The sequence below is a fragment of the Paeniglutamicibacter psychrophenolicus genome (genome assembly GCF_017876575.1).
Taxonomy (GTDB): domain Bacteria; phylum Actinomycetota; class Actinomycetes; order Actinomycetales; family Micrococcaceae; genus Paeniglutamicibacter; species Paeniglutamicibacter psychrophenolicus.
Genome location: NZ_JAGIOE010000001.1, coordinates 2,751,801 through 2,773,036, shown reverse-complemented (window position 1 = coordinate 2,773,036; position 21,236 = coordinate 2,751,801). Strand labels below are relative to the sequence as shown.

General features: G+C 64.8%; 20 protein-coding genes and 1 riboswitch. Of the genes, 7 read left to right on the top strand and 13 right to left on the bottom strand.

The features are described 5' to 3' along the window. Positions 1-83: 83 nt before the first annotated feature. The 7 genes from JOF46_RS12535 to rplS form a co-directional block, all read right to left on the bottom strand. A complete protein-coding gene (locus JOF46_RS12535) occupies positions 84-404 on the bottom strand; it encodes a DUF2469 domain-containing protein (protein ID WP_071215368.1) in 321 nt (106 codons plus the stop codon). Continuing rightward, the gene (locus JOF46_RS12530; protein ID WP_209907596.1) at positions 401-1,141 is read right to left on the bottom strand and encodes a ribonuclease HII; all 741 of its coding nucleotides are present in this window, start codon (positions 1,139-1,141) and stop codon (positions 401-403) included. The genes JOF46_RS12535 and JOF46_RS12530 overlap by 4 nt, the downstream gene beginning before the upstream one ends. Further along, on the bottom strand, positions 1,138-1,854 hold the full coding sequence (gene lepB, locus JOF46_RS12525) for a signal peptidase I (protein WP_209907594.1): 717 nt from the start codon (positions 1,852-1,854) through the stop codon (positions 1,138-1,140). The genes JOF46_RS12530 and lepB (JOF46_RS12525) overlap by 4 nt, the downstream gene beginning before the upstream one ends. A gap of 185 nt (positions 1,855-2,039) precedes the next feature. Beyond that, the gene (locus JOF46_RS12520; RefSeq protein ID WP_209907592.1) at positions 2,040-2,600 is read right to left on the bottom strand and encodes a hypothetical protein; all 561 of its coding nucleotides are present in this window, start codon (positions 2,598-2,600) and stop codon (positions 2,040-2,042) included. 160 nt (positions 2,601-2,760) lie between these two features. After that, positions 2,761-5,757, bottom strand: a complete 2,997-nt coding sequence (locus JOF46_RS12515; protein ID WP_209907590.1) for a S1 family peptidase — start codon at positions 5,755-5,757, stop codon at positions 2,761-2,763. A 998-nt stretch (positions 5,758-6,755) separates the two neighbouring features. Next, a complete protein-coding gene (gene lepB / locus JOF46_RS12510) occupies positions 6,756-7,430 on the bottom strand; it encodes a signal peptidase I (RefSeq protein WP_209911878.1) in 675 nt (224 codons plus the stop codon). 57 nt (positions 7,431-7,487) lie between these two features. Then, a complete protein-coding gene (rplS, locus tag JOF46_RS12505; RefSeq protein WP_071215362.1) occupies positions 7,488-7,847 on the bottom strand; it encodes a 50S ribosomal protein L19 in 360 nt (119 codons plus the stop codon). A 495-nt stretch (positions 7,848-8,342) separates the two neighbouring features. Beyond that, a riboswitch (TPP riboswitch) is annotated at positions 8,343-8,450 on the top strand. A 12-nt stretch (positions 8,451-8,462) separates the two neighbouring features. Here rplS and thiC point away from each other — a divergent pair. Further along, a complete protein-coding gene (thiC, locus tag JOF46_RS12500; protein ID WP_209911876.1) occupies positions 8,463-10,247 on the top strand; it encodes a phosphomethylpyrimidine synthase ThiC in 1,785 nt (594 codons plus the stop codon). A 98-nt stretch (positions 10,248-10,345) separates the two neighbouring features. On the opposite strand, the gene trmD is transcribed toward thiC, so the two are convergent. From trmD to rpsP, 4 genes are all read right to left on the bottom strand, one after another. Beyond that, complete coding sequence (gene trmD / locus JOF46_RS12495; RefSeq protein ID WP_209907588.1) at positions 10,346-11,161, bottom strand: tRNA (guanosine(37)-N1)-methyltransferase TrmD; 816 nt, start codon at positions 11,159-11,161, stop codon at positions 10,346-10,348. Positions 11,162-11,166: 5 nt separating this feature from the next. Next, positions 11,167-11,712, bottom strand: coding sequence for a ribosome maturation factor RimM (gene rimM, locus JOF46_RS12490; RefSeq protein ID WP_209907586.1), 546 nt, complete (start codon positions 11,710-11,712; stop codon positions 11,167-11,169). A 239-nt stretch (positions 11,713-11,951) separates the two neighbouring features. Beyond that, complete coding sequence (locus JOF46_RS12485; RefSeq protein ID WP_071215358.1) at positions 11,952-12,191, bottom strand: RNA-binding protein; 240 nt, start codon at positions 12,189-12,191, stop codon at positions 11,952-11,954. A 3-nt stretch (positions 12,192-12,194) separates the two neighbouring features. Beyond that, positions 12,195-12,608, bottom strand: a complete 414-nt coding sequence (gene rpsP / locus JOF46_RS12480; protein ID WP_113762176.1) for a 30S ribosomal protein S16 — start codon at positions 12,606-12,608, stop codon at positions 12,195-12,197. 468 nt (positions 12,609-13,076) lie between these two features. Between rpsP and JOF46_RS12475 the strand changes: the two genes are divergently transcribed. Both JOF46_RS12475 and JOF46_RS12470 read left to right on the top strand, forming a co-directional pair. Further along, positions 13,077-13,709 carry a uracil-DNA glycosylase family protein gene (locus JOF46_RS12475; RefSeq protein ID WP_209907584.1) on the top strand — a complete coding sequence of 211 codons (633 nt, stop codon included), beginning with the start codon at positions 13,077-13,079 and terminating at the stop codon, positions 13,707-13,709. A gap of 141 nt (positions 13,710-13,850) precedes the next feature. Further along, entirely contained in the window at positions 13,851-14,735 is an 885-nt protein-coding gene (locus JOF46_RS12470; RefSeq protein ID WP_209907581.1) for a uracil-DNA glycosylase family protein, read from the top strand. A gap of 120 nt (positions 14,736-14,855) precedes the next feature. On the opposite strand, the gene JOF46_RS22580 is transcribed toward JOF46_RS12470, so the two are convergent. Continuing rightward, a complete protein-coding gene (locus JOF46_RS22580; RefSeq protein WP_281070103.1) occupies positions 14,856-14,984 on the bottom strand; it encodes a hypothetical protein in 129 nt (42 codons plus the stop codon). Positions 14,985-15,138: 154 nt separating this feature from the next. Further along, positions 15,139-16,356, bottom strand: coding sequence for an amidohydrolase (locus JOF46_RS12465; RefSeq protein ID WP_209907580.1), 1,218 nt, complete (start codon positions 16,354-16,356; stop codon positions 15,139-15,141). Positions 16,357-16,527: 171 nt separating this feature from the next. Here JOF46_RS12465 and JOF46_RS12460 point away from each other — a divergent pair, with 171 nt between their 5' ends. The 4 genes from JOF46_RS12460 to JOF46_RS12445 all read left to right on the top strand — a co-directional run bounded on the left by JOF46_RS12460 (position 16,528) and on the right by JOF46_RS12445 (position 21,191). Beyond that, on the top strand, positions 16,528-17,880 hold the full coding sequence (locus JOF46_RS12460; RefSeq protein ID WP_209907579.1) for a TrkH family potassium uptake protein: 1,353 nt from the start codon (positions 16,528-16,530) through the stop codon (positions 17,878-17,880). Beyond that, the gene (locus tag JOF46_RS12455; RefSeq protein WP_245348113.1) at positions 17,873-18,571 is read left to right on the top strand and encodes a potassium channel family protein; all 699 of its coding nucleotides are present in this window, start codon (positions 17,873-17,875) and stop codon (positions 18,569-18,571) included. The genes JOF46_RS12460 and JOF46_RS12455 overlap by 8 nt, the downstream gene beginning before the upstream one ends. A gap of 278 nt (positions 18,572-18,849) precedes the next feature. Beyond that, a complete protein-coding gene (locus tag JOF46_RS12450) occupies positions 18,850-20,154 on the top strand; it encodes a hemolysin family protein (RefSeq protein ID WP_209907577.1) in 1,305 nt (434 codons plus the stop codon). After that, complete coding sequence (locus tag JOF46_RS12445; RefSeq protein WP_209907576.1) at positions 20,151-21,191, top strand: hemolysin family protein; 1,041 nt, start codon at positions 20,151-20,153, stop codon at positions 21,189-21,191. The genes JOF46_RS12450 and JOF46_RS12445 overlap by 4 nt, the downstream gene beginning before the upstream one ends. Positions 21,192-21,236 lie beyond the last annotated feature (45 nt).

The window sequence follows — 21,236 nt, the reverse complement described above, 5'->3', positions numbered from 1 at the left end:
TAGCAGCGTCGCCGCAAACGACAATGCCCCCGAGTCCGGGCACGAAACGCGTGCGCGGCATCGGGGGCAGATGGCGGTGCGGCCTAGTTCAGCCCGTCCTTGGGGATGGACAGATCATCGACGCGGTTCAGTTCCTCGATGTTCACGTCCTTGAAGGTCACGATGCGCACCGACTGCACGAAACGGCCGGTGCGGTAGACGTCCCAGACCCAGGCGTCGGTGAGCGTGAGGTCGAAGAAGACCTCGCCGTCGGCCGACCGGGTCTTGAGGTCCACGTTGTTGGCCAGGTAAAAACGCCGCTCGGTTTCCACGACGTAATTGAAGAGGTTCGCCACGTCCTTGTATTCGCGGTAGAGCTGCAGCTCGAGTTCCGCTTCGTAGTTTTCCAGGTCTTCGGCACTCATGGTGTTCTCCCCTCGCCCTTCGCCTTGCTGGTTGTTCCCGGCGACTTGGGTGTCAGCTGCCAGGTCTTGCGGTGGTACTCGCTCGCGCCGTGCGCGAGGATGCCCGCCCGGTGGGCGGTGGTGCCATACCCCTTGTTCTGTATCCAACCGTACGCCGGGTAATCGCGATCGTACCCATCCATGAGGTCGTCACGTTCGACTTTGGCCAAAACGGAGGCCGCGGCGATGGACAGCGCCAGCAGGTCGCCCTTGATCAGGGTGCGGACCGGGATCAGCAGCCCGTCAATGTCCTCCGGTTCCCCGAAACCGGGCACCAGGGAATCGAGCAGCGTGGGTTGGACGGTGGCCGAGAGCCAGTCGAGGTTCCCGTCCAGCAGCACCGCGTCCGCCTGCTGCACCCGGTGCGCGGCGGTGGCGGCACGGTACCCGGCCAGGCGCAGCGCAGGTACCAGGCCCAGTGCGTCGATCTCCGCGGCACTGGCGTGCCCCACGCCCCAGGCAGCGGCCCAGGACTTGATCACCGGGACCAGCTCGTGGCGCACGGCATCGGAAAGCAGCTTCGAATCGCGCACCCCGGGCAGCTCGGGAACCGCCGCGGGGTCGATCACGACGTAGCCCACGGACACCGGCCCGGCCAGCGAACCGCGCCCCACCTCGTCGGCGGCGCCGATGAAGCGGTGGCCGCCGGCAGCGGCCAGGGCCAGTTCGTGTTGCAGGGTCGGTGGGACCGAGCTCATTTGCTGGCCGGGACCGGGACGTTGGCGAAGACCTCGTGGTGCCCGGAGATCGAACCGAGGCGGTCCAGTGGCCAGGAGATCACCGCGGCGCGTCCCTCGACGGAGGAGATGTCCACGAAACCGCCCTGCAGGTCCTCGTGGTAGCGGGAGTCAGCCGAGGCCGCGCGGTGGTCCCCCATGACCCAGATCTTGCCCTCGGGCACGGTCTTGGTGAACTCGGAGTCCGAGGGGTTGTCCCCCGGGAAGATGTAGGGCTCGGTGATTTCCGTGCCGTTGACCGTCAGTTTCCCGTCGGCGGAGCAGCAGCTCACGGTATCCCCCGGCATGCCGATGATCCGCTTGATCAGGTGCTGGTTGGAAGGGTCCGGGACCAGGCCGACGAAGGTGAAGAACTCGGTCACCGGGTTGGTGGCCGTGGCGGGGATCGGGGGCAGCCAGCCCTCCTCGTCGCGGAAGACCACCACGTCCCCGCGGTTGAGTTCAAAGGGGCCCGGGGCCATGAGGTTGGCAAAGATGCGGTCGTTGACCTGCAGCGTTTCTTCCATCGACCCCGAGGGAATGTAGAAGGCGCGGAAGAAGAACGTCTTGACGACCAGCGAGATCACCAGGGCGACCACGACGATGATCAGGACCTCGCGGACCGCTGCCCATACGGGATTTCTCTTCTTGCCCGGTTGCTCCGGTGTTGCGGCTGGGTCGCTGGCGTGGCTCACGTGGGTGCAGGCCCTTTCAAGTTCTTGTCTCTGGCAATGCGGGCCGTCACCGCGCCCGCCCGCCCCCGGAGGGAAAGCGGGAACGAATCACGATCCCTCAGCTACCACCCTACGTCGCACGGCAAGTGGGAGCCGTCCGTGGCGCGCCTGCGAATGCCGCGGCGCGCCACACACCGCGGCACGATCTAGCTGGTGCCTGCCGCCGGGGAGGCCGGTCCTGCCGATTCCTGGAAGACCAGGGAGATGCCGCCGGTGACATCGTCTGCGGCCAGGCCCTTCTTGATGGTTTCGAGCTGGGCCGGGTCCACGGCCAGGGTGATCGATCCGTTGCGCCCGGAGGGGACGTAGCGGTGGATGGCGGTGGCGACGGCTCCGCCCTGCTCGCGCTGCCAGGCCATGACCTTGCCGATCGCGGCATCAAGTTCGGCCGCGGAGTACTTGGCCAGGTGCGCCACCGCGCCGGCCTCGGTGACGATGGCCTCGGCGGCCTTGTCGGTGACCGCGACGTTCAGCTTGTTGTCGGCGATCCACGCCTCGGAGTACTTGTCCCCCAGGGTGTCCTTGAGGGTTTCGTTAAGTTGGAGCAATTGGGGGTCCTGGCTCTGCTCGGGGGCGGTGCTGACGGATGTCGAGGCTGTCGGATCGGAGGAGGCCGGGGCACCGGCCTCGGAACCGCAAGCCGAAAGCAGCAGCGCCGCGGCCAGTGCGGCCCCGCCCAGGGCAACGCGTGTCGTGGGGTTCTTCATGTGTGTTGACCACCTTCTTCTGGGGGCCGAGTCTAGGGGCCCATCCGGGGTGTTTGCTGAAAGGCTTGTGGGAAAAGCGGAAGGGGCCTCCCCCGGAATTGCAAGCAATTCCACGAAAGGCCCCCCGCTCACGGTTCTCGGCTAGCCGGGAACCACGTGGTTAGGCACCGTGGTGCCCGTTGGTGTTCTTGCGGCGGAAGAGCAGGAACGCTCCGCCTGCGACCAGCAGGACGCCGCCGGTGGCGATGAACGGCAATGCGGCGTTCGGGCCGGTGTTGGCCAGTGGGTCGCTGTCGCTGTCATCGTCGTTGGTGTTGCCCTGCGGGACTACCGGTGCCTTGGAAGGCTCCGGTTCCTGGCTGGGCTTCGGCGATGCGGTCGGCTCCTCGGAAGGCTCCGGCGATGCGGTCGGCTCCTCGGTCGGCTCCGGCTTCGGCTCGGCCGCCAGGGCGAAGGAGATCGACGTGGATGCCGAGGCAACCTCGTCAATGACCTGCACGGCGGTGACCTTGTGGTCGCCGGACTTGAGATCGGCCGGAACCAGGACGGTCCAGGCGCCGTCGGCAACCGTTGCGGTGAGCTCGGTGTCGCCGATAGTCACCTTGATGGTGGCACCGTTGATGCCGAAGCCGCTGATGGTCTTCGGGGCCTCGTCAAAGGCGAACTTCTGGCCATCGGTCGGCGAATCGATCGACGGGGCGACCGGGACCACCTTGAAGCTGCTCTTTGCGGCGGCCGAGGTGGTTTCCCCGACGCTCTGCACGGCGGTGACGCTGTGCGACCCGTAGGACAGGGCGGCATCGTCTTCCAGCGTGAAGCTCCACTTGCCGTCGTTGCCGACGGTGACCAGCTGCGTGGCAGCCGCGGAGGCCTGCTCGGCATCGGGCAGAGTCAGCTTGACCTCGGCGCCGGCGACGCCGGTACCGGCAATCACCTTCTGTGCCTCGGTGTAGGTCTTGCCGTTGGCCGGGGTGGTGATGGCCGGGGCAACAAGCTGGATCTTGAAGGCGCTGGTAACTGCCTTCGAGGTCTGGCCGTCTCGCGCCTGGGTCGCGGAGATCGAGTGTTCGCCGTAGGACAGTGCCAAGGCAAGCTTGACGCTCCAGGTGCCGTCCGCTGCGACCTTGGCGGTGCCGGTGGCATCGCCGGTGAGGGTCACGGTGGCTCCGACGACGCCGGTACCCGAGATGGTGGACACCGGTGCGTTGAGCGTGGCGTCGTTCTTCGGGGTGGTGATGGCCGGGGCGCCGATGACGACGTTGAACGATCCTGCGGTGATCGTGGACTCGTTGTGTCCGTTGATCGTCTGCAGGGTGAAGTCGAACTTGCCGAACTTGGCCGGCGCCTTGAAGCTGAACTTGCCGTTGGCGACCTTCGCGGAAATGTCCTTCTGGCCGGCCGACTTGATCCGCACTGTCGAACCGGTCGGTGCGCCTGCCACGGTGCCGTTGAGGGTTTCACCCGCGGAGACGTTCGAGCCGCTTGCCGGAGTGGCAACGGCAGGTGCGTTCAGGAACAGTGCGATGGAGTAGCCGGCGGTGTGCTTCAGGCCATCCTTGATGTCGGTAAAGTACGCACGATCGTAAACCACATGAGTTTCTGGATCTTCGCTCTGGCCAATCGCGCTGGTAACACCCACGGCGTTTCCGCCAGCAATGGCGGCACCACCGGAATCACCCTCGTTGGCTTTCGTGAAACCGGGATTCATCATTCCAAAACCTGATACACCACGAACGTCCGTGCCGGGCTTGTAGCCGCCCACGACAAAGACACCGACTTCATCTACAGTGCCGCACTGCCAACCCGTGGTGCGACCGGACTTGCAAATGTCGGTGCCGATAATGGCCGAAGCAACCCCAGTGACCTTGGTGCTGGATTCGCGCTCGTCAACACCTTTTCCCCACTTGGTAACTAAGGCAGGCTGCGTCAACTCCGGGTTGATCTTGTCGATGACGGCGATGTCGGTTCCGACGTTGGTGTAATCCTTGGGGGGCGTAGTATTCGTCCATCCGGGGATACCGGAGTTACCCGGTCCACCGAACTGAGAGAAGCCAAAGGTCCCTAGATCAGAGCCAATCCCGGAAGGATCATTCGGAGCGTCGTGCTCGATGATCTGTACGTCCTTGATGGCTCCATCGTGCGTGCAATGGCCCGCCGAAATTGCGGCCGCCTCGCCAGCCCCATTGAAGCCGTTGAATCCAATTGAACACAGTGCGTAACTTCCCGGAGCGCCGAAGGGAGCCCCGTAACCCATCCCACCAAGCACATCGCTTGCGTCCGCGGCCTTCGCCGGACCCTTCGACGCTTCGAAGGTGACATTAACGAATTGATCAGCAAATTCAGCGGGGCTCAACTTCTCAGGCTGCGGCACCCTAAGCAGGCGCGCGTTACTGGGCGTCGGAGTGGGCGATTCGACGGTTGCCGGCCCACCACTTCGGATGACAAATCCGTCTCGTGTCTCCATGACTGCTTGTAGCTGGGCGACGGAATCTGCGTCTACGCTCTCAACAAACGCGTCAAGCAATGCCTCTGCGGACCTCGGAGCCTTCAACTCAGTCTTGGGCGCCTCAGCCTTGGGCTCTGCACCCTTCGTTGGGGCAGGAAGAGTAGCTTTGGGCGCCTCATCATGATCAAGTTTGTGCTCGACGGTCTTGTCGTCTTTCGAATCCGAATCATTCGATGACTTACCATCGGCTTCGGAAATTTCTAACGGCTTTACTGCGACCACGTTTAGATCGACAGTGATGTCTTTGGTCAGCTCGTTGAGCTTTTTCGTGACGGCTTCAAATGTGGATGCTTCCACGCTCACGTTGATGGTCTTTTCAGCAAGCTCGAAGGTAGCTTCAAGCCCCGCCTGCTTGAGTTGCACCTGCAACTCATCCGCCAACGCAGCGATGTCGCCACGCTCTTCAAATTCCTCAGGCGAAATTCCCAGGTCACGCTTGAGCGCCTCTTTGAGGCCGCCGGGCAGTTCCGCTTTGGGCTCGTTCTCCGGTTTTTCGACTGTGGGGGCCGCCGACATTTCCGTGGATACAGGCTCGGGGCTTGCCGTGGTGGTGGCGATTGCCGGCGCAGCGAAGCTGCTGCCGATCACCAACGCCGTGGTCGCGGCGGCGATGCTGCCCCGCTTTAGTAGAGCACGTGATGAATCGTGCATATGGAATTCTCCCAATTCAAGGTGTGGTACCTCGCTTTTGTGTGCGCCGCGTCTGTCGTTGGGGACATCCGATTGGGCCTACCGCGAGCAATGAGTGTTACCAAAATGAAACCCTAACCTCTGTAGATATCCAGATACAAACGTCAAGAGGGTTAATCTCCACCCATTGGATAATTTGACGTATCAATCACTTTGGTGGCATCCGCGCAATTCCGGGGCAGGACGGGAAGGGCGGCCTTCTACCGCCCGCGACACGCCCGAGCAAAAATTCCTAGGCGCACTCAAGTAATTTTCTCGAAATTCCCAGCTCCTGCGCAGGATGATGTGCGTCCGAAGCAATCTGCTGCTCGGCGCCGGGTGCGCCCGCGGCACGTCGGCTGATTTAAACATTAAATGTAGATACTTGAATCTCCAACCAAAACCGTGCGCTGTCTCTCTCCAACAACTTTCATGGCGCACGACGGGGATGATTGCGCCCTTCGGGCTGCTTCCCGGGATGCTCCAACGATCCATCACCACTAAGGTGTGATGCCGCGCCACGCCGCCGCTTCAACCCCGTCCATCGGCCACACGCAGCCATACCGCGTGGCGCACATGGTCGATGCCTGCAGCGACACGCAATCCATTGGAGACAGCGGCCACGCTCGATCCCGGCCCAAGATGCAATCCGGCTTCGAGTCGGGACGAAGGAGATCTTCAAGGAACACGACGGCCCTCGCCTGGAAGTTGAAGCAACCACGTCTCCGGCATGTGCAACGACAAGCATCCAAGGATCTGCCGGCCTCGCTCGATCGGCCTGCCGCATGGCAGGTACCAGCCTTGAGGGAAGCCACAACCTACGCGGCATCATCCGTCGCAGGCAGCTCGACTTCAATGACGTCCCACCGGCCCAAGGGAATCCAATGATTTGTGCAAGCGGAAATGGATCCGGCGCCCGCAGGGGCGTGTTCGGAATGGGCAATAAAAAACCCGCCACTGCAACAGTGGCGGGTTCCAAGCTATGGGGCCGGCGCGTGGCCCTCGACGGGGTGCCGGCGATCCAGCGGCCAGATCACATCGGTGACCTTGCCGATTACTCGATCGACGGGAATCATGCCGCCGCCCGGTGCACCAAGAAGCGCACGCGAGTCCTCGGACACCGAACGGTGGTCCCCCATGACCCACAAGCGCCCCTCGGGGATCTTCACGTCGAACTCGAGGTCGCTTGGCTTGTTTCCGTCAAGAACGTAGGGCTCGTCCAGCGGGATGCCGTTGACGACCAGTCGTCCGTCGGGGCTGCAGCAGGTGACGGTGTCGCCTCCGACGCCGATGACGCGCTTGACGTACACCGCATCCTTGCCGGCAAGGCGCAGCGCCCAGGCCAGGGAATCGAGGGCACCGGGACGCTCGTAGGGCAGGAAAGAACCGCGGCCGTCAAAGATGACCACGTCTCCGCGCTGGATCTCCGCGTCCTTGTAGGCAAGCCGGTTCACCAGCAACCCATCACCCGGGTTCAACGTGGATTCCATGGAGGTGGAACCGATGTAGAAGAAGTCAACGACGGTGGCCCGAACAACCAGGGTGATCAGCGCCGCCGCTGCAAGCGCGCCAACGACAAAGCGCCAGCCCCTCGAAGGAGACCGGCGCTTTGTCGAAGCGGAAAAACTTTCCGATTCAGTAGATCGATCCACGATGGATCCCCATCCCCGCTGCCCTGGGGGCCGAGAAGATGAAGGCTCTCGCTTTTCTGGCTACTTGGCGGTCCGGAAGTCGCGCTTTTCGCGGATCTTCGCGGCCTTGCCGTGGCGATCGCGCATGTAGAACAGCTTCGCACGGCGAACGTCACCGCGGGAGACCAGTTCGATCTTTTCGAGGACCGGGGAGTGCACCGGGAAGGTACGCTCTACGCCGACGCCGAAGGAGACCTTGCGAACGGTGAAGGTTTCGCCCACGCCGCGGCCCTGGCGACCAAGGACGAAGCCCTGGAAAACCTGAACACGGGTGTTCTTGCCTTCGATGATGTTGACGTGGACCTTGACGGTATCGCCCGGGCGGAAGTCAGGAACATCGTTGCGCAGCGAGGCTGCATCGACAGAGTCGAGAATATGCATGAATGCATCTCCTAGATAGACGCCGCAGGTCACCTATCTTAGACACGGACCGCAATTGTTCCCCGGGGCGCACAAGTGCGCTCGGAAAAAGATGTGGCGGTCCGAAGCTTGGTACCGCGATCCGTTTGCGAATCGACGGCTGGTCCAACTGTTGACTCGTTCCCCCTGCGGCAGGAGCAGAACCCAGTAGACCCAAGAATCTATTTTGCCACACTCCGGGGCATGGCGCGAAGTTCCGCGCCCGCCGACGGACCTCCACGGAAGGGAACCGCCAGATGATGCTGGGCTTCCGCAACAACGGAGCTGACGGAATCCCGCCGCGGCCATGGCACCGGGCGCGCCCCAGGGGCCGGATTCCGCAGCGAGCACGGCTCGATTCCAGGGCATCTTGACGACACGTCCGCTTCGCACGGGTCCCGGACAGTTCGACCCGGTGCAGCGTGCCGGTGCCCAAGGTCACAAACGGTGCCGGGCCGGATCATGTGATAGTTTCGATTTCGACCACACGGGGGCCCTTGCAAGGGCTGAGATCGAGCTGACGCAGCGAGAGACCGTTGAACCTGTCCGGGTAATGCCGGCGAAGGAAGTGAGTACTCCTTGAGCAACACCATTTCAATGCACAGCCCTGTCCAAAACGCCGCGGAAGCAGCAGAGACCCAGTCCCTGAAGTCCCATTCGCTGGCCTACATCGAGGACAACGAGTCCGGGATCCGGGTCCCGGTCACACGGATCGCGCTGGAGCCATCCCCCGGCGGAAAGGACAACGCCCCGCTTCAGGTCTACCGCACCGCCGGTCCGGGAAGCGACCCGGTGGTTGGCCTACCGGCGTTCCGCAGCAGCTGGATCGAGGAACGCGTGGACACCGAGACCTATGCCGGGCGTGAGAGGAATCTGCTCGACGACGGGAAGTCGGCGGTGCGCCGAGGCAAGGCCTCGGCCGAATGGAAGGGCAGCCGGCCGGTTCCCCGGCGCGCCGAGGCAGGGAAGCGGGTGACCCAGATGCATTACGCCCGGGCCGGAATCATCACCCCCGAGATGCGCTTCGTGGCCCTGCGCGAGAACTGCGACGTGGAACTGGTGCGCAGCGAGGTCGCCGCGGGCCGGGCGATCATCCCGGTGAACATCAACCACCCCGAGTCCGAGCCGATGATCATCGGCAAGGCGTTCCTGGTGAAGATCAATGCAAATATCGGCAACTCGGCGGTGACCAGCTCCATCGCCGAGGAGGTGGACAAGCTGCAGTGGGCCACCCGGTGGGGCGCCGACACCGTGATGGACCTTTCCACCGGGGACGACATCCACACCACCCGCGAATGGTTGATCCGCAACTCCCCCGTCCCCATCGGCACCGTGCCGATCTACCAGGCCCTGGAAAAGGTCAACGGCGAGGCCAACGCGCTGACCTGGGAAATCTTCCGGGACACCGTGATCGAGCAGTGCGAACAGGGCGTGGACTACATGACCATCCACGCCGGGGTGCTGCTGCGCTACGTTCCGCTGTCGGCCAACCGCGTGACCGGCATCGTTTCGCGCGGCGGGGCCATCATGGCCGGTTGGTGCCTGGCCCACCACCAGGAGAACTTCCTGTACACGCACTTCGACGAGTTGTGCGAGATCTTCGCGCAATACGACGTGGCCTTCTCGCTGGGCGACGGGCTGCGCCCGGGTTCCATCGCCGATGCAAACGACGCCGCCCAGTTCGCGGAGCTCGACACCCTGGCCGAGCTCACGAAACGGGCCTGGGAGTACGACGTGCAGGTCATGGTCGAGGGGCCCGGCCACATCCCCTTCCACCTGGTGCGGGAGAACGTGGAGCGCCAGCAGGAACTGTGCAACGGCGCCCCCTTCTACACCCTGGGCCCGCTGGTCACCGACATCGCGCCGGGCTACGACCACATCACCAGCGCCATCGGCGCCACCGAGATCGCCCGCTACGGCACCGCGATGCTCTGCTACGTCACCCCCAAGGAACACCTGGGCCTGCCAAACAAGGACGACGTGAAGACCGGGGTGATCACCTACAAGATCGCCGCCCACGCAGCGGACCTGGCCAAGGGCCACCCGGGCGCCTCCGAGCGCGACGACGCGCTGTCCAAGGCGCGCTTCGAGTTCCGCTGGCGCGACCAGTTCGCCCTGTCGCTGGATCCGGTCACCGCCGAGGCCTTCCACGACGAGACGCTGCCGGCCGAGCCCGCGAAGACCGCGCATTTCTGCTCCATGTGCGGGCCGAAGTTCTGCTCGATGCGCATCAGCCAGGACATCCGCGACGAATACGGCTCGGCGGACTCGCAGGCGGCCATCGCGCAGATGGTGGACGGCATGCGCGAAAAGAGCCAGGAGTTCCTGGCCTCCGGCGGCAAGGTCTACCTGCCCGAGCCCGGGATGCCCGCCCGGGCGTAGCGCCACCGGCCGGCCCACAAAAAAGGGGCTGCTCCCGTCCTTTCCCTGAGTTAGGGGAAAGGACGGGGGCAGCCCCGGGAGCATTGCCTCGTGCCGTACTACTGGGGTGCGATCTGGTCCTTGGACACGACGCGGCCATCAATGATGGCAAAGCCGTTGTGCCACAGGGTGTCGCGGTCGTGGCGATTCAGCGTGGAGGCATCCAGCTGCACGATCAGGTCCGGGCGCCGGGTGGCGGTGCGCTCCAGCTGCTTGTTGCGGCGGAAGCGCGCGATCTTGCCGTGGTTGCCCGAGAGCAGCACCTCGGGGACCTCGCGGCCCTCCCAGGTGCCGGGCTTGGTGTACACCGGGTATTCCAGCAGTCCGTCGGAGTGCGATTCCTCGATGAGCGACTCCGGGTTTCCGATGACCCCGGGGATCAGCCGGCCAATGGCCTCGACCATCGCCAACACCGCGACCTCTCCCCCGTTGAGCACGTAGTCGCCGATGGAGACCGGGCGCACGTCGAAGGCCTCGGAGGCATATTCCAGGACCCGCTCGTCGATGCCCTCGTACCTGCCGCAGGCAAAGGCCAGGTGCTGTGCCTCGGCCAGTTCGTAGGCCATTTCCTGGTCGAAGACCGCGCCGGCCGGCGAGGGAACGATCAGGATCGGCTTGTCGCCCAGCGGCGCGTTGGAGACCGGGGATTCGGTGGCGATGCGTGCCAGCGCGGCACCCCAAGGTTCCGGTTTCATGACCATGCCGGCGCCGCCGCCGTAGGGGGTGTCGTCCACGGTGCGGTGGCGGTCGTGGGTGTAGTCGCGCAGGTCGTGCACGTTCAGATCCAGCAGCTTCTCCCGCCGGGCCTTGCCGATCAGCGACAAGTCCAGGGCGGCAAGGTACTCCGGGAAGATGGAGACAACATCGATGCGCATCGTGCCTAGGCTTCCTTGCCTGCTGCGTTCTCGCCCGTGCCGTCCTCGCGGTTGACCTCGAAGAGGCCGGCCGGCGGGGTCAGCATGATGTAGCCGCCCTCGATGTTGACCTCGGGGACGATGTCCTCGACGAAGGGCACGTAGATCTCGTGGCCTTCGGTGGATTCGACAACCAGCAGGTCCTGGACATTGCCGGTGCGCAGCGCGGTGACCTTGCCGACGACCTTGTCATCCACGCGGGCCTCGAGGTCCACCAGTTCGTGCTCGTACCAGCCCTCGGAATCGTCCTCGACCTCTTCGGTGTCGATGAACAGCTTGGCCCCGCGCACCGTCTCGGCGGTGTTGCGGTCAAGCAGCTCCTCGAAGGCCAGCAACAGGATTTCCTTGTTCCAGCGTGCTCCCTCGACGGTGAGTTGCTTGATGCTGGGGTGCTCGACCTCGAAGACCGCACCGGGAACAAACCTGTCTTCCGGCGCATCGGTGAGCACCTGGACGGTCACCTCTCCGCGGATGCCGTGTGGTTTGCCAATGCGGGCGACCTGGAGGCGCATGCGTTTTCTCCTTGAATACAAATCAGTGGGTGGCCGGAGAAATCCGGCAAGGGGCGTGCATTGGCGGGATTCTCATCCCCCGGGCACTTTTCTAGGTTCAATCTTACGTGCGAGTTGGTCGTTGTCGGTTCCGTGCCGGCAACGGTTGCGTCGCACCTTGGCCGTTAAGCCACTTTGGTCCCACGATCCGTCATGGATCGTGGGACCAAAGGTACACAAAAAATGTGTGGTGAGGCTGGCTACCGGCGACGGTCCGTGTCGACTACGTCAACGCGGATCGGTTCCTCCGCCAGTGCTGCAACCACGGTGCGCAGCGCCTTGGCGGTGCGACCCTGGCGGCCAATGACCCGACCGAGATCCTCGGGGTGCACGCGCACCTCAAGGATGTCACCGCGACGATTTGCCTTCAACGCAACCTGCACGTCTTCGGGGGTGTCTACGATGCCACGTACCAGGTGATCCAGCGCCTCAACGAGCACTGGTTACTCAGCCTCGGTTGCTTCTGCCTCGACCTCGGCCTCGGCAGCAGGCTTTTCAGCCTTCTTGGTGATGGCCTCGGGCAAGATGACCGAGCCCTTCTCCGGGACGACGAACGCAGGCTTGGCTTCCTTGACGCGCAAGGTGCCTTCCTGGCCTTCGATGCCCTTGAACTTCTGCCAGTCACCGGTGATCTTCAAGAGAGCGGCAACCTGCTCGGTCGGCTGTGCGCCGACGGAGAGCCAGTACTGAGCGCGGTCGGACTTGACCTCGATGAACGAAGGCTCTTCGGTCGGGTGGTACTTGCCGATTTCTTCGATGGCACGGCCGTCGCGCTTGGCGCGAGCATCCATGACAACGATGCGGTAGTAAGGTGCGCGAATCTTGCCGAAACGCTTCAGACGAATTTTAACGGCCACGGTAGTGGTCACTCCTGTTTTCTCAACATGTGCGAAGTCCTGTTTCTGCACCCGTGGGGCGGGCCATACCGCAGATCTTCAAAAGGACAGGATTCAAGGCGGAGAGAGGGGCCACTTCAAATCGAGTACCTGTCCATTATGCCAGATAGATTTGACCGCAATGGACCTGCCAGCACTTTTCCTTGGCTGCGTGTCGCATCGCACAAAAACCATCGCCCGGACAGGCGGGCTTCGACGTCGAATGCGGCTGCCTTTCGCCAGGCATGCGACGTGTCCGGGCCCAGCCACCGTGCCCGGGCACGAGCGCTCCGGCGCGACGTCCACGAGGAAAACCCGTCGGCCCGAGTCGCGGGATCTGACGATGAATCCCCGGCCGGAAAGTGCACGGCACCCTTCCCTTGATATATTTCGGTATCCACCAGGGAAGAGGTTCGAGGTCCTGGGACGAAGGCGAAGCAAAGGGAATCGATGGCACTGGCAGACAACTGGGAGCGCGCCCAGCCCGGCGACGCGTTCTGGGACGAGCAGGCGGCTGGCCTGCAAGCTGCGCATGTGGCTCCCCTCAACGAGTTGATCATGCGACTTGGCGATGCCAAGGGCGGGGTCCGCCTGCCGCTGGCTGCCCCGTGGCACGGCGGGATCCATGCCCCGGCCTTGATCGTCCTGAACGACGCAGGCGAACCCCGCGACGAAACCACGTTCCTGTGCATCAGGAACCCGGACCGGGCAGCGGATCGCCAACGCCACTTGATGACCGAGTTCGACATCGACCCGGCGGACTTTTGCCATTGGAACGGCTATCCATGGCCGCGCAAGGACCCCAAGCGGGACCTGACGCCCGAGCAGTCGGTCGAGGGCGGCCGGGCACTGCTGGAGGTCATGGGACTGATGACTGACCTGAAGATGCTGTTGCTCCTGGGGAAGAAGGCCCAGGAAGCGGCGGATGCGGTGCTTCCACAAATCCATTCCACGTTCCCCGAACTGCACATCGTGCGCTCGCTTCACCCGCTGGGCGCCAAGCGGACCGTCGACCGGGAGGAACAAAAACGTGTCTGGGCGGGGATTGCCGACCGGCTCCGTGAGCGCAATACGGGAGCGTGACGGATCGCTCCGAATCCGCAGGTTCCACACGAACAACCGCGTGACGCGTGATACGTCGTGGTACCCGGGGTGCGGGTTCGACTCCGGCCCGTGCCATGCTTGTGGCTAGACCCCCTCGAAAGTTACATGAGAGAAACCTTCATGCCCCGCAAAATGATCGACCCCGAATTCAGGAACTCGCAGGAATCGGAGTTGTGGGCCGAACACGTTGCACCCCTCAATTCCCTGGTCCAGGACTTGCGCGCCGAATCGCCCGGGAACACCGGATCCGTCCCGTTCTTCGCGCCCCTTCATGGCGGCACCGACGCCACCATCCTGTGCCTGATGCCGGCCCCCGAGGCCGCCAACCGTGCCGAGGACGGCGAGGACATCCTCTCCACCGAGGACGATGATGCGGCGGCCGAGGCACTGGCCACCTTGCTGGCCGAGTCGGGAATCGATGCCAAGGAAGTCGCGCTCTGGCACGCCTATCCCTGGTACCGGGCCGAGGGTGTTGCCGGGCGATTGACCGGCGCGGAGACGAATGCCGGGCTCGAACCCATGGGCAGATTGTTGCGACTGGTTCCCAACCTGCGCGCGGTCATTCTCATGGGCAAGGGCCCCGAGGAATTCTGGGCCAAGCTGACCAAGAAATACCCGGAGGCAATCACACGGATCACTGCCATCCCCAGCTTCTCGCCCGCCCCGCTCTCGCTGAGCGGCACCACGGCACAGCGCGAGCAGCGCATTGCCCGTCGCTCCGAAGCCATGCGCGAGGCCCGCACGATCGTTAAGGTCCCCCGCGGTCCGGCAGGACCCCGCCGCGAATCGATGGTGCGTGCCGCCGATCTTGGTCCCGAGCACCTCAAGCGCGTGATCGAGGTCAGCGACGGCAGCCAGACGCTGCATGGTCCCCTGCTCAAGGCCTTCCAGCCGAGCCCCGAGTGGCGAGTGACCCTGACCGTCGAGGTTGCAGGCCAGCGGCGCGCGCTGGGCGTCACCGCGGACACCTGGGTGCGGGTCTACCGAGGTTCCGGCCTCCGCTAGGAACGCACGGAACGGCTGCAGACACAAAAATGCCTGTTCGGCGAAGGTTTCCCTTCCGCCGAACAGGCATTTTCACGTGTTTTCGAGGTGGCCATTTAGATCAGCCACACCGCATGGCGGTTATTTCGAAACCTTGCGCACGGGGTCAAGGATCGTTTCCCCCGCCGTCTTGGTGCGCTTTTCGGCGCGCTTTTCCTTGATGGACTTTGAAGGTTTCTTGGCTTCTGCCTTACGCGGTGACTTCGACATGATGTGCCGTCCTAGCTGGGATCGCTCGGCAATCCCAAAATTTAGGGGAAAGTACCCCTACCGGCAAACCCTAGCCTGTATTGCTGTGCATTTGGCTGAACCCGCCGGATTCCGCTCACGGCACCATGCCAGGGTCCGCCTCCCGGCCCCGACGCTAATCGGCCAACCACGCGCGGGCAGCAACGACCAGGGCATCGACTCCCGCGCCCAGTGTCGGCTGGATCAGTGGGGCGAAATGCGGGGAATGGTTCGAGGGAATGTTCTCCGGCATCCTTCCCGTCGCGGCAAAGTCCGCGAACAGGCTTGGGTCGGCCCCGCCCAACAACCAGTACACCAGCGGCACCCCGGCCGCCGTGGCCAGGACGCCCACATCCTCGCTGCCCGCGACCGGTCCGGGATCAATGACATGCTCCGTGCCGAAGCGCCCGGCCAGCGCCGAGGCAACCCGTGCCGACGCCGCGGTGTCGTTGACGGTCAAAGGGAAATGCTCCTCCAGGGTGATCGCTGGCTCCGTGGGCGACCCGGATGCCATGGCCTCGCCGCGCACCACGCGTTCGATGGAACCAAGCACCTTGGCGCGCACCGATTCGTCAAAGGTCCTGATGCTCAGCCCCAGGGTGGCGTGCGAGGCAATGATGTTGTTCTTGGTGCCGGCGTGGATCTGTCCCACGGTCAGCACCGCCTGGTCGGCGGCGGCAAGCTCCCGCGAGACGATGCCCTGCAGGCGCATGGTGGTGGCCGCGGCCAGCAGCACCGGGTCGACGGTGGTCTCCGGGCGCGAACCGTGCCCGCCGGATCCGTACAGGGTGATGTTCAGCGAATCGGCCGAGGCCATGGCGACTCCAGGGCGCAACCCGAGCCAGCCGGCGGGGAACGGCGCGACGTGCTGGCCCAGCACGACGTCGGGTTTCGGCACCTTCGCGTAGAGCCCGTCATCAACCATCGCCTGGGCACCGCCGCCTTGTTCCTCGGCGGGCTGGAAGAGCGCCACCAAGGTCCCTGACCAGGTTCCGCGTTCGGCGACAAGTTTTTCCACGGCGCCCAGCAGGCAGGTGACGTGCACGTCGTGGCCGCAGGCATGCATCACCGGGACCAGGTGGTCGTCGCTGTCGGTCGCGACCACGGTGCTGGCGTAGTCCAGCCCGGTGGCCTCGAGCACCGGCAGGCCGTCCATGTCCGCACGCAGCAGCACCGTGGACCCGGGCCCGTTGGCCAGCACGCCGACGACGCCGGTGCCGCCGATGCCGTCCTGGACCTGGAGGCCGAGCTCGGACAGGTGCCCGGCGACGATGCCGGCGGTGCGGTGTTCCTGGAAGGAGAGTTCGGGGTTTGCATGCAGGTCGCGGTAGAGGTGCTCCAGATCAATGCCCATGGGCCCGAGTCTAGGACCCCAACACCCGTCAGTGCCATGGTTTTGCCGAGCCGAGAGCGGATTCCGATGTTTCGGGACCCCGGTTCGGCAGCCCGGGTTTTGGGCATCGAAGCACCAAGCCATGGTTTTGGGCCCGCAGCGCTTATTCTGGGATCTATGCGTGTCCCTGCAATGAAATACAGGCCCTTGGTTCGGGCACTGTTCCCCCGGCACCCTGCCCAGGCAATCGCCCTGGGTTTCGGTTTGGCAGTCGCCGTCGGAACGGCGATCCTGATGCTGCCCATGGCCAAGACGGGGCCGGGCGGGGCCGGCTTCCTCGAGGCCCTGTTCACCGCCACCTCGGCCGTCTGCGTGACCGGTTTGGCGGTCGTTGACACCGCGACCTACTGGACGAGGTTCGGGCAGGTCGTGATCCTCGTGCTGATCCAGCTCGGCGGCTTTGGCATCATGTCCTTCGCCTCGCTGCTCGGGGTGCTGATGGCCAGGCGGCTGGGACTGAGATCGCGGATCCAGGCGGCGGCCGAAACCAAGAGTGCCGGCTTCGGCGACGTGCGCTCGGTGCTGCTGGGGGTCCTGCGCATCACCGCGGGAACAGAGCTGGTTGTCGCGGTGCTGCTGACCCTGCGCTTTGCCGTGGGCCTGGGCAACCCGTGGGCACACTCCATCTGGCTGGGCTTCTTCCACTCGATCTCGGCGTTCAACAATGCAGGGTTTGCGCTGTTCAGCGACAACCTGATGGGTTTCGTGGGCGATCCCTGGATCTGCCTGCCGATCGCCGCCGCCATCATCATCGGCGGGCTGGGTTTCCCGGTGCTCTTCGAACTTCGGCGCCACTACCGCCGGCCGCTGCACTGGACCATGAACACCAAGCTGGTCCTGGGCGGGACGGTGACGCTGCTGGCCGGCGGCACCGCATTCATCTGCGCCCTGGAATGGACCAACCCCAAGACCCTGGGCGTGCTGTCCACGGCCGACAAGTTGTTGGCCGGGTTCTTCCAATCGGTCATGACCCGCACCGCCGGATTCAACTCGCTGGACTTCGGGCAGATGGATCCGGCGACCTGGCTGGGCATGGACATCCTGATGTTCATCGGCGGCGGCCCGGCAGGCACCGCGGGCGGGCTGAAGATCACCACGTTCGCCGTGCTGTTCTTCATCCTGCTCACCGAGATCCAGGGCGGCGCGGCAGTGAACGTCTTTGGCAAGCGGCTCTCCCGCTCGGTGCACCGCCAGGCCATCACCATCGTGCTGCTGGCCGTGGCACTGGTCATCGGCTCGACCATGGCGCTGATGCTGATGACGGACATCGGCCTGGACCGGTTGCTCTTCGAAACGATCTCCGCCTTCGCCACCGTGGGGCTGTCCACCGGCATCACCGCCTCGCTGCCGCCGGCCGGGCAGCTGCTGCTGGTGTTCCTGATGTTCATCGGGCGTCTGGGGCCGGTCACCCTGGCCTCGGCGCTGGCATTGCGCGCCCGACCCGTGATGTATGAATTCCCGAAAGAGAGGCCACTCATTGGCTAAGCACCATTTGTTCACGCCCAAGTCCATGGAACGCATTGCCGAGGCCAACTCGGTGGTCGTCATCGGCCTGGGACGCTTCGGCGGGGCACTGGCCCTGGAGCTGGCAGCAGCCGGCACCGAGGTGCTGGGCATCGACAACGACGAGGACATCGTCCAGTCTTTCAACGGCCGCCTCACCCACGTGGTGCGCGCCGACTCGACCAAGGAGGAGGCGCTGCGCCAACTCTCGGTGCACGAGTTCGACCGCGCCGTGGTCGGCATCGGCAGCGACCTGGAGGCCAGCATCCTGACCACCTCGGCCCTGCTTCGCTTCAACAAGCCCACCATCTGGGCCAAGGCCGTCAGCGCCGCGCACGGACAGATCCTCGAGCAGCTGGGCGTCGAGCACGTGATCCGCCCCGAGCAGGACATGGGCCGGCGGGTGGCGCACCTGGTCCGCGGAGCGATGCTCGACTACGTCGAATTCGAGGACGGGTTCGCGATGGTCAAGACCCGCCCGCCGAAGGAGGCGCTGGGCAGGGCGCTGGGCGAGACGGGGATCAGGGCCAAGCACCATGTCACCATCGTGGCGGTCAAGCGGCTGAACCACGACTGGGACTACACCACCACCTCCACGGTGCTGCACGAGGACGATGAGATCATCGTCGCCGGGGCAACCTCCGCGGCCGAACGCTTCGCAACCCTGCTCTAAGCTGGGAAATTCCTTGGAATCCAGCGCACCCCGTGCAAGGGATCCCCAGCGGCGTGATCCCGGGCCTCCCGCGGTCGCCGCTTGCCTGGGCACCGGTATCCCGAGGCAGGCCTGACCACACCAAACAGGGCTCTCGTTAATCAGCAGGACACCCTGGGCCGATAGCATGGGTTGCACTACGGACGACCCCCCAACACACATGCCCTGGCCCCTCCCACTGACTGCCGGTTCGACTCCGGCACCCGGCGGAGAGGGGCGCCCACACGAATGAGTGGATCATGATCGGCATCGGTCTGCTGCTGACCGTTGGCACCGGTTTGTTCGTTGCCTCCGAATTCGCCTTGGTGAACCTTGATCGGCACGACCTCGAGGCGCGCGCCGGGTGCGGCGAGAAGCGCTTGGGAACCACCATCAAGGCCCTGAAGATCACCTCGACCCACCTCTCCAGCGCCCAGCTGGGCATCACCCTGACCACGCTGCTGACCGGCTACACCTTCGAACCGGCGATCAGTTCCCTGCTGCGCGGCCCGATGCAGTCCGCGGGCGTCGCCGAGGCGCTGGTCCCCGGCATCGGCACCGTCGTCGGGGTCTTTTTGGCCACGGTGTTCTCCATGGTGATCGGCGAGCTGGTGCCCAAGAACTTTGCCCTGGCCGTTCCGCTGGCCACCGCCAAGTTGGTGGTGCCCTTCCAGGCCGTCTTCACCGCGGTGTTCAAGCCGGTCATCCTGCTTTTCAACAGCACCGCCAACGCCATCATCCGCTCCTTCGGCATCGAGCCGAAGGAAGAGCTTTCCGGGGCCCGCAGCGCCGAGGAACTCATCTCCCTCGTGCGCCGCTCCGCCCTCGAGGGCGCCCTGGAACAGGACCACGCGACGCTGCTGCACCGCACGCTGCGCTTCTCCGAGCGAACGGCCGGGGACGTGATGACCCCGCGAGTGCGCATGGTTGCCGTCGAAGCCTCCACCTCCGCCGGTGACATCCTCGAGACCGCGGTTGCCACCGGCTTCTCCCGCTTCCCGGTGATCGGGCGGGGCCGCGACGAGATCCTCGGGGTGGTGCACCTCAAGGCCGCATTCGCCCTGTCCCTTGCCGAGCGCTCCACCACCGCCGCGACCGAGCTGATGGCCGGCCCGCTGATGGTGCCCGAGTCCATGGGCGTCGATTCGCTGCTGGGCCGGTTGCGCACCCGCGGCCTTCAGGTGGCGATCGTCTCCGACGAACACGGCGGAACCGCCGGCATGGTCGCCCTCGAGGACCTCGTGGAGGAACTCGTCGGCGAACTGGAGGACGAGCACGACCGCGTCCGCGTCGGGGTGCTGCGGGCCGCAGGCGCGATCACCTTCGACGCATCGCTGCGTCCCGACGAGCTGCTCGAGCGCACGGGCGTCTTGGTGCCCGAGCACGAGGACTACGACACCCTGGCCGGCTTCGTCGCCCAGCAACTGGACAGGGTCCCGGAACCCGGTCTCGAGGTGCGCATCGACGCCGGCTCCCTGCGGGTCGAACGCGTCGAGGGCACCGCCGTCCAACGCCTGAAATTCACCCCCAACCCCGCCGATTCGACCCAGGAGCAGCCCCGATGAGCGAGTACCTGCCCGGAATCATCTGGCTGGTGGTGCTGCTGGTGGTCAACGCGTTCTTCGTCGGCGCCGAATACGCCGTGATCTCCGCCCGCCGCTCGCAGATCGAGCCGAAGGCCGAGGCCGGCTCCAAGGCCGCGAAGACCACGCTGTGGGCCATGGAGCACGCGACGCTGATGCTTGCCACCAGGCAGCTGGGCATCACAGTGTGCTCGCTGGTGATCCTGAACGTGTCAGAACCGGCGATCCACCACCTGCTGGAAATCCCGCTGGGGTTCACCTCGCTCTCGGCCGAGGCCATCGGCGTGATCGCCTTCGTCATGGCCCTGCTGCTGGTCATCTTCCTGCACGTGGTCATCGGCGAGATGGTCCCGAAAAACATCTCCTTCTCGGTGCCCACGCGCGCAGCCCTGCTGCTGGCTCCCCCGCTGGTGCTGGTGGCCCGGATCGTCAAGCCGGTGATCTGGAGCCTGAACGGCATCGCGAACGCCGTGCTGCGCCTGTTCCGCGTCGAGCCCAAGGACGAGGCCACCAGCGCGTTCACCCTCGAGGAAGTCGCCGGCATCGTGGAGCAGTCCACCCGTGACGGGGTGCTGTCCGACGCCAGCGGAACCCTGGGCAAGGCCTTCGAGTTCACCACCAGGAAGGTTTCCGAGGTCGAGGTGCCGATCGGGGCGATGGTGGTGTTGCCGAAGGTTTCCTCCCCGGCCGACATCCAGGGTGCGGTCGCCACGCACGGCTACTCCCGCTACATCCTGGTGGACGGGGACGGGGAACCATCCGGGTACCTGCACCTGAAGGACGTCATGGACCTCACGGCCCCGGACGCCTTCGCGGTGGCGGTCCCGGCCAAGCGGATCCGGGCCCTGGCCTCGGTGCCTGGTGTCTGCGAGCTGGAGGACGCGCTGGCGGCCATGCGCCGCAGCGGTTCCCACGTGGCCCGCGTGTTGGACGCCGCGGGTGCCACCACGGGTGTGCTGTTCCTGGAGGACATCATCGAGGAACTGGTCGGCGAGGTGCAGGACGCCACCAGCGCCTGACTCCGGCACCAGGCAAATGGCAGCTGCCCGTCCCCCTTGATTTGG